Consider the following 13575-nt stretch of genomic DNA (forward strand, 5'->3'; position numbering starts at 1 on the left):
AAATTTGGAATCAAATATATCAAAACTTCTACAGTTGGAACACAACTGTAGAAATTGTGAAAATATAAAAGAGTTATATTTTCAAATAGTAAATAATACAAGAAGCATTGTAAATTACTCTCAAGGTATTTTATTAACGCCTGATTTAAAAGATAAATACAAAGTTGTAGCAATTTCAGATATATCTATGGTTGATTCAACTTCTCCTTATGTTCAATGGCTTGAAGAAATAATTGATGACTTACAAAAAAGTGAAAAGTCAAAAGATATTTTTATAGTTGATATGAAAAATGATTTAAAAGAGGAAAATTCTAAAGTTTCTCATGAATATGCTCCATCAAATTTAGTTTATATTCCTTTGAAAAATACAAAAGAGGATAGAGAAGTAAATTATATATTTTTGCTTTTCAAAGAAGAAAATTGGGATGAAAATGATATTTTGATGCTAAAACATCTTTCATCTTCATTGGCATATTTTTTATTTGCAATGAGAAGATGTAGTTTATTTCAATCATTAAAAAGAGTCTCATTTAAAAGTAGATATTTTAAAATTGCAGCAGTTTTTTTATTTGTTTTGATGCTTATGCCTGTTAGATTATCAGTTTTAGCTCCACTTGAAGTTGATGCAAAAAATCCTTATGTTGTATCTTCTCCTTTAAATGGAGTAATTGAAGAGGTAAAAGTTTTTCCAAATGATAAAATAGAAAAAAATCAGTTGATTGTTCAATTTGATGATGTTGATTTCACAAATAATTATTTAGTTGCAAAAAGAACTTTAGATGTTACAAATGCAGAACTTTTTACTACAAAACAGAGTAGTTTTTTAGACCCAAAACAAAAAAGTCAAATATCAAGTTTAGAAAATCAAGTAAAACTAAAAGAAGCAGAATTATCTTATGCTAAAGACCAATTAGATAAAACTAAGATTTATTCTAAAGAAGATGGTATTGCAATTATAAATAATCCAAATGACTGGAAAGGAAGACCTGTAACAACAGGTGAGAGAATATTTTTAATAGCAAATCCAAATAGTATAGAATTAAAAATTATGCTTCCAGCAAGTGATGCTATTTTTTTAGAAGAAAATGCAATAGTAAAAGCTTTTTTTGATAATGACCCAATAAATTCTTGGAGTGCAAAGGTAAAATATGTCTCATATAAGCCTGAACTTACTGAACAAAATATATTATCTTATAGAATAACTGCTGAGTTTGAAGATATAAAAGAAAATGGTTATATTCCTTCAATTGGACTTAGAGGAACAGCAAAAATTTATTCAAAAAAAGTAACTTTATTTTTCTATTTATTTAGAAAACCAATAACATCTGTTAGACAATGGATAGGTTGGTGATGTTTCAGCAACAGCAAGAACAAACAATATTACCAAAAATAAGAAATGATTTAAAATTATTAGAGACTTCAGTAGGAGAAGATGGTTCTAAAAAATGGCTTTTATTTGATCCTATTCAAAACAAATATTTTGATATTTCACTTGATACTTTTGAGTTAATCTCAAATTGGCAAAGTGATATTGAATTAGAAGAGTTTATAAAAATTTTAGAAGAGAAAAATTATCAAATTGAAAAAGAGTCTTTAAAAACTTTTGTTGATTTTTTAATCAACAATAATTTAATTGTTTGCGATGATTCAAAATATACTTCAAGAATGATAAGTATTCAAAAACAATCAAAACAAAATATTTTCAAATGGCTAATTCATAACTATTTATTTATAAGAATTCCTCTATTAAAACCTGATAAATGGCTTGAAAGAAATAAAACTAGAGTTGATTTTTTTTATTCTAGCCTTTGGCAAAATATAGTTTTATCTTTAGGTATTATAGGAATTATTTTTGTTTTAAGAGATTGGGATAGTTTTATCTCTACTTTTATGTATTTGTTTACTAAAGAGGGCTTTTTTTACTACTTTTTATCTTTAGTTTTTGTAAAAAGTTTTCATGAATTAGGACACGCATTTACAGCTAAAAAATATGGTTGCAAAGTTCCAACAATGGGAGTTGCATTTTTAGTTCTATTTCCAGTTTTATACACAGATACGACAAATGCTTGGAAATTAAAATCAAAATACCAAAGATTAAAAATTGTAATTGCTGGAATGAAAGTAGAGCTATATTTAGCTTTAATTGCTACTTTTTTATGGTCATTTGCTCCTGAGGGAATTTTAAAAAGTATTTTATTTATTATTGCAACTACAAGTTGGATTAGTTCTCTTTTAATCAATATTAGTCCATTTTTGCGATTTGATGGTTATTATGCTTTATCAGATTTAACTGATACTAAAAATCTACAACCTCGTTCTTTTGCGATGGCAAGATGGTTTTTGCGAAAAAATATTTTAGGTTTAGAAGAAGTTAAACCAGAAAGTTTGACAAAATCAAAAGAGAAGTTTTTTATAGTTTATGCTATTGGAACTTGGATTTATAGGTTTTTTCTATTTTTAGGAATTGCTGTTTTAGTCTATTATTATGCTTTTAAAGTTTTAGGAATAATTTTATTTTTAGTTGAAATTGTATGGTTTCTTTTATTACCAATTTACAAAGAGTTGAAAGTTTGGTGGAGTAAAAAATCACAATTAGAATTTAATAAAAGAAATAAAATATCTTTAGCTATTTTTTTAATAATTGTATTTTTGATATTTATTCCTTGGAATACAAATATCAAAATGCCAGCAATTATTGAATCAAAAAATTATTTTGAATTTTATCCAAGTGAAAATGGATACATTGAAGAAATCTATTTTAATAGTGGAGAAAACGTAAAAAAAGGACAATTGCTTTTGCTTATTAAATCTCCAGAATTAGAACTTAAAATTTCTCAAATTGAAAAAGAGATTGAGCAAATGAAAATGGAAATAGATAAACAAGCTGGATTAAAAGAGAATTTAAACAAAAGATTTATTTTAGAAGAGAGTTTACAAAAAAAATTAAATGAAAAAGAGGGCTTAGAAAAGATTATCAAGAAATTTGAAGTAAGAGCAAATTTTGATGGGAAAATCTATTTTAATGATGTTTTTAAACCAAATCAATGGATAAGTAAAAAAGAGGTGGTTTTCACTTTATATGATAATTTAGATTATAGAATAGTTGGTTTTTGTAATGAAAATGATTTTAAATTATTAAAAGAAAATAGTCAAAGTAAATTTATTTTTAATTCAGGTGATATAAAAGATATTCATTCAAATTTGACTTCAATATCTAAGGTTTCTATTCCATATCTTGAATTTCCAGAGTTATCAAGTGATTATCAAGGTGAAATAGCAACAAGATTGGAAAATAAAAAAATAAAAACAGAACAAGCATATTATAAAATAACTATAGATTTAGAAAAAAATGAATTAGATTTAAAAAATAGAAAAGTTGGGGTTTTAATAACAAAAGGAGAAGCTTCAAGTTTTATATCAAGAATCTTTAAAAAAGCAGTTTCTGTTGTAATTAGAGAGAGTGAATTTTAAACTTTTATTGAAAAAGTTTCAATAAAAGTTTATTCAACGATATTGATCAAAATATCTCTATAATGATTTAATTCTTTCATTTTTTCTTCATTACCATCGTTTAAATCTGGATGATATTTTTTCGCTAACTCTTTATATCTTTTTTTTACTTCTTCTTTTGTAGGAGTTTGAGTAAATCCAAAAAACTCTTTTGCTTTTGAAACTTCATCAAATCTTGCAGTATTTGAAAAACCTTGAAAACTTGAGTTATTAAAGTTTTGGAAATCTTTGAAATCAAAATCAAATTTTCCATTTCTAAACTGCGAATTATCAAATTTAAACTCAAAATTATTAAAATTGCTTTGTTTTAACTTTTTTTTGAAATTATAGATTATAAACGCAATTATAGAAACTAATATTGCGATAATTATCAAAAAAGTTCCAAAGTTTGTAAATATTAAATATAAAATAAAAAGAAAAATAGCAACACTCAAAATTTTGTTAAATATATAAATAATTGTATTGTTATACATAAAATACCTTTTAAAAATAATTTTGTATTATATAAAAATCATTTTAAATTAAAATTATTTAAGTACAATACCACACAAAGGATTTTTATGGATTATAGTGAATTTGAAAAAGCAGTAGATATGTTTGGTATTTTAACAACAGTTTCAAAAAAAGATATAAAAAATAAATATTTAAAATTATCAAAAAAGTATCATCCTGATATGCCAGAAGGTAGTAATGAAAAGTTTACAGAACTTAAAAAAAATTATGATTTGCTTTTAGCTTATATGGATAATTATTGTTATTCTTTTGATGAGGAAGAGTTTAAACGACAATTCCCAGCATTTACGAACTATAAAAATTGGATGAAATAAAGGAAAAAATAGATGATAAAAAAGTTTTTGATTTTAGCTATTTTATTTGTATCAAATAGCTTATTTGCAGATGAAAATTATTCAAAAGCACAAATAGAAAAGATGATAGCAAAGATGGTTATTTTAGGTTTTAATGGTACAAGTGTAGATAAAAATGATGAAATATATAAAAACATACAATCAGGACTTGGTGGTGTAATACTATTTGATAAAGACCCAAATGATAAAACAAAGATAAAAAATATAAAAGATAAAAATCAGTTAAAAAATCTTAATACACAGCTTCAAGCAATTTCAAATCAAAAATTGTTAATTTCTATTGATCAAGAAGGTGGAGTAGTACAAAGACTTAAAAAAGATAGTGGTTTTGTAGATACTTTAAGTGCAAAAGATATTGCTACAAATGGTGAAGATTTTGCTAAACAAAGTTATAAAGCACTTGCTAAGGATTTAAAAGATGTTGGAATAAATCTCGATTTTGCTCCAGTTGTTGATTTATCTATAAATAAAAACAATAAAGTTATCGTAACAAGAGGAAGAAGCTTTGGTGAAAGTTCAAGTGAAGTTATAAAATACTCTTCGATTTTTGTTGATGAACTAAGAAAACAAAATGTAATTTCAGTTTTAAAACACTTTCCTGGACATGGTTCATCTTTAGCTGATTCTCATTTAGGATTTGTAGATATTACAAAAACTTGGAATCAAAAAGAGCTTGAACCATATAAATATTTTATAAAAAATAATGATGTAGATATGATTATGACAGCTCATGTATTTAATGAAAATTTAGATAAAAACTATCCTGCAACTTTGTCATACAATATAAATACAAAACTGCTTAGAGAAGATTTGGGATATAAAGGAGTTCTTGTAACAGATGATTTACAAATGAGCGCTATTTCAAAACATTATGATTTAAAACAGACTTTAACTTTAGCTATAAATTCTGGAGTTAATATGCTGCTTTTTGCAAATCAGTTAGCAAAACCAGTTACTTTAAAAGAGATTGTAGATACTGTTTATTTACAAATTCAAAATAAACAAATAAGTTTGCAAAAGATTATAGATTCAAATAATAAAATAGATAAGTTACTAAAAAAAATATAATTTTTAGTAACTATTAGGATTTTCATCTAAAATATCAGTTCCAATTTTAAGTGATATGATAAATGAAGCGCCAACTAGTGTGTTTTCTACACTAATTTTTCCATTAAGCCTTTTTTCTATTAATTCTTTTGCTAAGGCAAGTCCAATTCCACTTCCTTTATCTTTTTTAGAACTATAATTTAAATCAAATATTTTTTCTAAATGGCTACTTTCTATTCCTCCACCATTATCTTCAATAGTTAAAACTATTTGTGAATCATCTATTTTTTCCAAATAGATAAATATTTTTCTACTTTGTTTTTTGAAGGTTTTTAATTGATAAATACTATTTTCTAATATAATCATCAAAACATTTAAAAAACTTGCTTTATAGCCATAAAAATTCAAAGGAGTAATATTTTTATCTATTGTAATGCTATTTATTTTTATTTCATCGTTTAAAATTCTAAGTAAACTATCAATTTCATCTGCTATGTTAAAATACTCTTTTGATGAAGGATTTTTATAGAAGTTATAAATATCGTTCATCACATGATTAAGAAATAAAATGCTATCTTTCATTTGTGGAAGAGTTTGTTCTATAGCTTCATCAAAATTCTTTTTATCAAGTTTATAAATACTTTCTAATAAAGCTATTTGTGAACCAATTTGTGCAATAGGATTTTTCCATTGATGAATCATATTTGCAATATTATTTCCCATTGTTGTAAATCTTGCTTGAGAAATTATAAATTGTTCTGATTCTTTTTTTCTTTTTTCTATTTCTTTTACTTTTATATATAAAGCAATAGATAAAAAGAAAATATCAAATAAGACTACTATTGGTATAACAAGCCAAAAATATTCAAAAGATTCAAAATATCCAACAAGTACCATAAAAACATAAAAAGATATAGAAAAATAAAATAGTTGTACAAATAAGTAAAATCTTGCACCAATATATTTATCTTTTATTGCCCAAATAGTTGTAGTAAAAAGAACAATAACTATTAAATAAGTAATAAAATTTGTATATGTAACTGCATATCTTAACTCTTCATGTTCTAAAGAAAAAGAGTAGAAAATAACTACACAAATATTTATTAAAAGACAAATAAACAGACTTTTAAACATAAAAGAGTTTATTTTTGGTTTTAAAAATGAAATATGAAAAATTATAACAAAAATAAGAGTGGTAAAACTAAAAACCCAATTTAACCCACTTAAATATTTTAGATTTTCATTTTCAAATAATTGATAAAATATTCCATTTATAGAAAGTTGATATAAAGCAGAAAATATTGATACAAATATATAACTTAAAAAAATAAAATCTCTAGTTGAAAAATATACAAAAAGATTGTGCAAACATAAGGCTATAACAACACCTATGAAAAATCCCCAAATTATAGATTCAATATTTAAAGATTTTTCAAAACTTTCTTTGTCATAGATGTACCAAAGTGTTGATATAGAACTATAACTTTTATATTTTATAAAAAAGGTATAAGTAGAATTTTCATCTAATATTAGTTTGAAGGTACTTTTTTTAGTTTTTAATTCTCTTAATTTTATATCTCTATAATCTCCTAATTCTATTTTCTCATAAAAATTCTCATTTTTTAAAATATAAATATCAATGATATCTATTCCAGCTTTTTCATTTTCTAAAAATATTTCTATTTTTTTATTGCTTTTGTTTGTTATAGAAAAATTCGACCAAATAGAGTTTTTTGTTGCTGTAAAATTATTTTTGATATTTGTAAAAAAGATTTTATTTTTTATTTCTTCAAAATTTAAAGATGAAGTTTCATCAGTATATATTTGTGTATATTTTTGAAGAGAATTTTTTCCAAAATTGTCATTCTCAATTATTAAAGAGTTTGAAAATAGAAAGCTTGTAAAAATTAGTAAAAAAAGAGTTATTTTCATAATTATTTGGTATTTAACATGTAACCTAAATTTTTATAATTTACAATTACATCTTTACTTACTTTTTTTCTAAGTCTATAAATAATATTTTTTATATTTCCATAATAATCATTTTCAAAAATTACTGAGAGCAGTTCGTCATTATATACTAATTGATTTTTTTTATTTAATAAATATTCAAAGATTTGTATTTCAAGTGTTGTTAATTTAATATAATTACCATCTTGTATCAAAGATTTTGTATTAAAATCGTATTTTAAACTATCATTGATTCTTAAATATAAAGTAGCATTATTTTCTATTTGATTTTTACATAATTGTAAAGTTTCTAAAAGTTTTTCATAAATAATAGGTTTTTCTAAATATGAAGTGAGATTCAATGGAATACATTTTAAAAGTTTTTCTTTATCTGTATAATTGCTAAGTATGATTATTGGAATATTTTGAGAAATTTCTCTTATTTTTAAAACAAGATCATAACCGTTTATAAATGGCATTTCATAATCAGTTATTATTATATGAATAACATTATTAGTAAAAATTTCATAAGCTTCAAGACCATTTGAAGCTACATATACTTTATTACAAAGTAATGATAAAATTTTTGACATATTCTTTTGTATTTCTAAATCATCTTCTACAAATAAAATTGAAAAATTCTTAAATTCAAACAATCTATTCCCTCGAAATTTATTTTGTTTGATTATAACTAAATATTCAAATAATTTATTTTATAAAGACTTTACAATGACTTTAGAAACATCTGAAGTCAAGTTTTTTAGCTTGACTTCTTTAAAATTTGTAGTTAAATCCAGCAAAAAGAGATTTTGAATTTTCTATTTTTATATTGTCAGTAAATTCAAATCCAAATTTCTCACCTTTTACTTTTACTTCTTTTTTATATCTTGAATAAAAACCACCAGCTTCAAATTCGATACTTTTTGTAATATCGTAAATAAATCCACCTTGAACTCCATAAACCATATTATTTTTAAAAGTTCCCATGTGAACACCAGAAAAGAGCCTAAAGTCATTAGTTATTGGAATTAAATATTCATAATTACCATTTATCATTTTAACTTTAAATAAATTTGTTTTATATTCAACACCAGATAGATAAATTCTATATGTATTATTTAAGATTGTTCCAATTTTTAGTTCTAAAGCACTATCTTTTATTGTTTGCTCTAAACTTTCATTTACTGTACCAAAAGGAGTATAAACCTCTATGTTATGTTCTATTTTAGCTTGAGTTTTTTTTAGATTTGTTCCTATAAAATATTGAGCATCTAAAGCAAATAACAAAGAACTTTTAAAAAATAAGATTGAAATAATTAATGATTTTTTTATAGTTTCGCCTTAATATTTATTTTTGAAAAGGGATTTTATTTAAAATAAATTAAAAATAACTAAAAAAAGAGAGATTACAAAATCTCTTCAATAAAATATCTTTTATTTTTCTCTTTTAAAGTAAGTTTAGTTTCAAAAATCTCTGATAGATTTTCACTTGTCAAAATATCCTCTTTTTTTCCACTTTTATAAATTGTTTGATTATAAACTAAAGCAACATTTTCTATTTCTTCAAAAACTTCTTCTAAATGGTGAGTTACTAAAATAATAGAAGAACGAAGAGCTAGTTTTTTTAACATTTTTATGAAGTTTATTTGTGCTTTTATATCTAAACCTACTGTTGGCTCATCTAAAACAAAAGCTTTTGGATTATGAATTAATGCTCGTCCTACTATACATTTTCGTAGTTGTCCTGTACTCATTGCAGCAACTTTTTTATCTTTTAAATCTTCTATTTCTAAAAATTGCATAACTTCTTTTGCTTTTAATATTTGCTCTTTAGTAAAATCTTGATGAGTAAAAATTCCAATAGAACCATAATGTCCACTTAAAACAACTTCAAAACCAGTTAAATAACCAGCTTCTTTTGCAAAATAGTTATGTAAGTCGTTTGTTATAATCCCAAGTTCACATCTTAGTTCAAATATAGAATATCTACTTTTACCAAAAATCTCTTTTTTAAACTCTTTTGTATGTCTTGGATGAATTTCTGATTGGATTAGTTTCATTAAAGTTGATTTTCCACTTCCATTGGCTCCTAAAATTGCCCAGTGTTCACCTTCTTTAATTTTTAAATTTACATCTTTTAGAACTATTTTTTCATCATATCCTACATCAATATTCTCAAAATCTATTATATTCATAAAAATTCCTTATTAATTACTAAAAAATAATGGTAACTAAATTCCACTTAGAGCAAAAAAGAAAAGAATTATATTTTAATATAAGCACAATAGTAATTATGATAGTATATCTCAAAAAATAAAAGGAAATATTTCTTAATGACGCAGTATTATCAGGAATTACTGTATTATGTTCAAAAAATGGTTGGCGATAAAGAGAAAGCAAAGGACATAATACAAGAATCTTATAGTAGAATGTTAGACATAGATAAAATCTCACCAATAGAAAATAAAAGAGCCTTTTTATACAAACTAGCTAAAAATATTGTTTTTGATATAGTAAGAAAAGACAAACATATACTTTCAATAGAATATTTTGAAGAAGAGTATAATATCCCAGAAAAAGAACAACCTGATGAACTACTTTTTGAAGAAAATCAACAAGAAATGCTATTTGAAATTTTAGATACAATTCCTGCCAAAAATGCACAAGCTTTCATTTTACATGTTTTTGAAGGTTTTACTAGGAAAGAGATAGCTTCTAAAATGGGAATAACTGTATCTGCAGTTGAAAAACATATTATTCGAGCGACAGAAAAAATAAAAGATAAGCTAAAAAATATTGAAGGATATAATTGATGAAAACAATTAATGAAGAAGCTATTTTTTGGCTAATAAAAGAGAAAGAAGGATTAAGTGAAGCAGAAAGAATTGAATTAAAAGAGTGGTTAGAAAAAAATCCTTTTCATCAAAAGTCTTACAATACAAATAAACTGTTAAGAGAAAATTTTTCAAAAATATCAGGAAATATGAGAGAAAAATTAGTAGAAAAAGCAAATCAAGGAGCTAAAAAAACTAAATTTATAGAACAAACAAAAAAGTTTTTTGTTGCTGCTTCACTTTTTTTCTGTATTGGTTTTGGACTAGATTATTTTTTTATACCAGTTTATTCACAAAACCTAGTTTCAATTCAAGAAAAAGAGAATGTTTTTATGCTTCCTGATAGTTCTAAAATAGTTTTAGATGTAAATTCAAGTTTAAATGTAAACTATTATAAAAGTAGTAGAAATGTTGATTTTATAGAGGGAAGAGCAGTTTTTTATGTCTCAAAAGATAAAGACAAACCATTTATAATAAAAACAAAAGATGAAAAAATAGAAGTAGTTGGAACGGCATTTGAAGTTTCAAATTTAAATGATAGTTTTAGTGTAAAAGTAAAAGAGGGAAGAGTAAAAGTATTTTTTGATAAAAAAATAGCCTATTTAAATCAAGGTGAAAAAATATTTATAGATAAAAATAAAAAAATTGAGTTAGCAAAAACACAAGTAGAAGATATAGCAACTTGGGAAAAAGGTTTTTTAACTTTTGATAAAACTACTTTAAAAGATAGTTTAGAAGAGTTTTCAAGATATAAAAATATAAAAATAGAATTTCAAGATGAAAAAGTATCTAAAACGGAAATTACAGGTAAGTTTGATATAGATGATTTTGATAAATTTTTAATGGCATTACCAAAAATCTATTCAGTAAAAGTAGATAAAAGTCAAAATACTTTTAAGTTTTCTAAAAAATAATATTTTGTTTTAACTTATAATTATTCAAAAACTGCTACATTATAAAGACAATAATTTTACTAAGAAAGGATTACTATGAAAGGCTTTGCAATGTTGAAAATAGGGCAAGTAGGTTGGATAGAAAAAGAAAAACCAACTTGTGGTGCAATGGATGCGATAGTTAAACCAATAGCAGTTTCACCTTGTTCATCTGATGTTCATACTGTTTGGGCTGGAGCTTTAGGTGATAGACATGATATGATCTTAGGGCATGAGGCTGTTGGAGAAGTAGTAGAAGTTGGTTCATTGGTAAAAGATTTTAAAGTAGGAGATAAAGTAGTTGTTCCTGCTATTACACCTGATTGGAATAGTTTAGAAGCACAAGCTGGATACTCTATGCATTCAGGTGGAATGCTTGCAGGTTGGAAGTTTTCTAACTTTAAAGACGGAGTATTTGCAGAGTATTTTCATGTAAATGACGCAGATGGGAATTTGGCACTTTTACCTGATGATGTTGATCCAATTGAAGCCGTTATGTTATGTGATATGGTTCCAACAGGAGTTCATGGCGCTGAACTTGCAGATATCAAATTTGGAGATAGTGTTTGTGTTATAGGAATTGGTCCAGTAGGATTGATGGCTGTAAGAGCTTCAGCAATAAGAGGGGCTTCAAGACTTTTTGCTGTTGGAAGTCGTCCAAATTGTATTGAAGTAGCTAAAGATTTTGGAGCAACAGATATTATTAATTATAAAAATGGTGATATTGTTGAACAAGTTATGGAAAAAACAAAAGGAAAAGGTGTTGATAGAGTAATCATTGCAGGTGGAGATGTGGATACTTTTGTTCAAGCTACAAATATATTAAAACCAGGTGGAACAATAGGAAATGTAAACTATTTAGGTTCAGGTGATTTTGTAAAAATTCCAAGACTTACTTGGGGAAATGGAATGGCTCATAAAACAATAGTTGGAGGATTGATGCCAGGAGGAAGACTAAGAATTGAAAAACTTGTTTCTTTAATTCAATCAAAAAGAATAAATCCTAAAAAATTGATAACTCATACTTTTAATGGTATGGAACACATTGAAGAAGCTTTACTTTTGATGAAAGATAAACCAAGAGATTTGATTAAGCCAGTTGTAATTTTTTGATTTAAAATAGGGGAGATTGAGATAAATGAATATAAAAAAACTAAAAGAGTTAGAAGAGAGTTTTTTTGAATACTATCCAAATGGTTTTGAAGATGATAAGCTTTTACCAATAATCAAAAGATTTAAGTCATCAAAATTTCATGAAGAGACAAAAGAACTTTTCAAAAAAGAAAACTTTTCACAACCAGAGATTATTTGTGATAATTTTTCAAAGATTATCTCAAAATCTCCTCTTATTTCACTATTTGAAAAACCAAAAGTAAGAGATGCTATAAAATCAATGAGTATTTATGAAAAAGATATGTTTTGTATTGGATTAGATGAACTTCTTTATGGTAATTTTAAAGATGGATTTGAGGATATAGTTGATATTTTAATTCAAAAGAATTTAGCGAAATGGTCGATAATTACACTTATTCCATACTATTTTTCACCAACTAAAGAGTTTTTTATCAAACCAACAACTACAAAAAATGTATTGAAATATCTCGAAATAGAAAATTTAGTTTATAAACCAAAACCAACTTTTGAATTTTATAATGCATACAAAAAAGTTTTAAATGAGATGAAAAAACAAGTTTCAAAGAAACTTACATCTGATAATTCAGGATTTACAGGGTTTTTAAGAATGGGAATAGAGCCTTAAGACTCTTTTCTTATTCTACTTAAGTGAGTTGGTGAAATACCCAAATATGAAGCAATTTGATATTGTGAAAGTCTTGAGATTATATGTCCAAACTCTTTTTTAAATCTTTCATATCTTTGTTTTGCATCTTCTAAAACCAAAGAGTAGCCATTGTCATCTTTTTGCATAATCCAGTGCTTTTCTAAATACAAAATATGATACATCTTCAAATCATCATATTTAGCTAAAATCTCTCTATATTTATCATGTTGTATATCAACAACGATTGAATCTTCTAAAGCTTGAACAATAGAAGTTATTGGAGTGTTTGTAAGTAAAGCAACCATTGGACCATAAAATCTTGTTTCCCAAAAGAAGTTTTTTGTATATTCTTCACCTTTTTCATTTATAATAAAAGTTCTAAAAAGTCCACTATATACAAAACTTATGGCATTTACTTTGTCATACATATCAAAAGCATACTCATTCTTTTTGATAGTTCTTATTTTACAAATCTTTTTGAACTCTTTCCAAGTAGTTTGAGATATAGGAAAATAAGAATTCATAGTTTTATTTAAAGATTCAAATATTTCATCATTGTTTATTTTCATTATTCAACTTATTTTTTGCAAAGAATATAAAAAAATCTCTAAAAAATCAACCTATGTAAATGACTAAAAAAATTTATTTTAATATTC

14 protein-coding genes are annotated in these 13575 nt (G+C 24.6%); 8 read left to right on the plus strand and 6 right to left on the minus strand.

Annotated features, from left to right (window positions below; genetic code table 11):
* The first annotated feature begins 4 nt into the window (after nucleotides 1-4).
* Nucleotides 5-1351 carry an efflux RND transporter periplasmic adaptor subunit gene (locus CKV87_RS05165; protein WP_012012736.1) on the plus strand — a complete coding sequence of 449 codons (1347 nt, stop codon included), beginning with the start codon at nucleotides 5-7 and terminating at the stop codon, nucleotides 1349-1351.
* Nucleotides 1351-3471: a site-2 protease family protein gene (locus CKV87_RS05170; protein WP_012012737.1), complete on the plus strand. Its 2121-nt coding sequence runs from the start codon at nucleotides 1351-1353 to the stop codon at nucleotides 3469-3471. Before CKV87_RS05165 ends, CKV87_RS05170 begins: the two co-directional genes overlap by 1 nt.
* Nucleotides 3472-3500: 29 nt before the next feature.
* On the opposite strand, the gene CKV87_RS05175 is transcribed toward CKV87_RS05170, so the two are convergent.
* Nucleotides 3501-3983 carry a J domain-containing protein gene (locus CKV87_RS05175; RefSeq protein WP_012012738.1) on the minus strand — a complete coding sequence of 161 codons (483 nt, stop codon included), beginning with the start codon at nucleotides 3981-3983 and terminating at the stop codon, nucleotides 3501-3503.
* 87 nt (nucleotides 3984-4070) lie between these two features.
* On the opposite strand from CKV87_RS05175, the gene CKV87_RS05180 reads away from it, so the two are divergent.
* Together CKV87_RS05180 and CKV87_RS05185 are read left to right on the plus strand one after the other, a co-directional pair.
* The gene (locus tag CKV87_RS05180; protein WP_004509216.1) at nucleotides 4071-4337 is read left to right on the plus strand and encodes a DnaJ domain-containing protein; all 267 of its coding nucleotides are present in this window, start codon (nucleotides 4071-4073) and stop codon (nucleotides 4335-4337) included.
* A 12-nt stretch (nucleotides 4338-4349) separates the two neighbouring features.
* Complete coding sequence (locus CKV87_RS05185; RefSeq protein ID WP_012012739.1) at nucleotides 4350-5444, plus strand: glycoside hydrolase family 3 N-terminal domain-containing protein; 1095 nt, start codon at nucleotides 4350-4352, stop codon at nucleotides 5442-5444.
* Nucleotides 5445-5447: 3 nt separating this feature from the next.
* Here the strand turns inward: CKV87_RS05185 and CKV87_RS05190 are convergent, their stop codons facing one another.
* The 4 genes from CKV87_RS05190 to CKV87_RS05205 all read right to left on the minus strand — a co-directional run bounded on the left by CKV87_RS05190 (nucleotide 5448) and on the right by CKV87_RS05205 (nucleotide 9568).
* Complete coding sequence (locus tag CKV87_RS05190; RefSeq protein WP_012012740.1) at nucleotides 5448-7355, minus strand: sensor histidine kinase; 1908 nt, start codon at nucleotides 7353-7355, stop codon at nucleotides 5448-5450.
* A 2-nt stretch (nucleotides 7356-7357) separates the two neighbouring features.
* A complete protein-coding gene (locus CKV87_RS05195; RefSeq protein ID WP_012012741.1) occupies nucleotides 7358-8029 on the minus strand; it encodes a response regulator transcription factor in 672 nt (223 codons plus the stop codon).
* A gap of 118 nt (nucleotides 8030-8147) precedes the next feature.
* A complete protein-coding gene (locus CKV87_RS05200; protein WP_012012742.1) occupies nucleotides 8148-8660 on the minus strand; it encodes a hypothetical protein in 513 nt (170 codons plus the stop codon).
* 119 nt (nucleotides 8661-8779) lie between these two features.
* Nucleotides 8780-9568 carry an ABC transporter ATP-binding protein gene (locus CKV87_RS05205; RefSeq protein WP_012012743.1) on the minus strand — a complete coding sequence of 263 codons (789 nt, stop codon included), beginning with the start codon at nucleotides 9566-9568 and terminating at the stop codon, nucleotides 8780-8782.
* 138 nt (nucleotides 9569-9706) lie between these two features.
* On the opposite strand from CKV87_RS05205, the gene CKV87_RS05210 reads away from it, so the two are divergent.
* From CKV87_RS05210 to CKV87_RS05225, 4 genes are all read left to right on the plus strand, one after another.
* Nucleotides 9707-10186: an RNA polymerase sigma factor gene (locus tag CKV87_RS05210; RefSeq protein ID WP_012012744.1), complete on the plus strand. Its 480-nt coding sequence runs from the start codon at nucleotides 9707-9709 to the stop codon at nucleotides 10184-10186.
* A complete protein-coding gene (locus CKV87_RS05215; RefSeq protein WP_041644925.1) occupies nucleotides 10186-11121 on the plus strand; it encodes a FecR family protein in 936 nt (311 codons plus the stop codon). Before CKV87_RS05210 ends, CKV87_RS05215 begins: the two co-directional genes overlap by 1 nt.
* Nucleotides 11122-11196: 75 nt before the next feature.
* A complete protein-coding gene (locus CKV87_RS05220; protein ID WP_012012746.1) occupies nucleotides 11197-12252 on the plus strand; it encodes an NAD(P)-dependent alcohol dehydrogenase in 1056 nt (351 codons plus the stop codon).
* Nucleotides 12253-12277: 25 nt separating this feature from the next.
* Entirely contained in the window at nucleotides 12278-12898 is a 621-nt protein-coding gene (locus tag CKV87_RS05225) for a hypothetical protein (protein ID WP_012012747.1), read from the plus strand.
* Here the strand turns inward: CKV87_RS05225 and CKV87_RS05230 are convergent.
* Nucleotides 12895-13488: a Crp/Fnr family transcriptional regulator gene (locus CKV87_RS05230; protein ID WP_012012748.1), complete on the minus strand. Its 594-nt coding sequence runs from the start codon at nucleotides 13486-13488 to the stop codon at nucleotides 12895-12897. The genes CKV87_RS05225 and CKV87_RS05230 overlap by 4 nt on opposite strands.
* Nucleotides 13489-13575: the final 87 nt, after the last annotated feature.

It is taken from the genome of Aliarcobacter butzleri, assembly GCF_900187115.1.
Lineage (GTDB): Bacteria > Campylobacterota > Campylobacteria > Campylobacterales > Arcobacteraceae > Aliarcobacter > Aliarcobacter butzleri.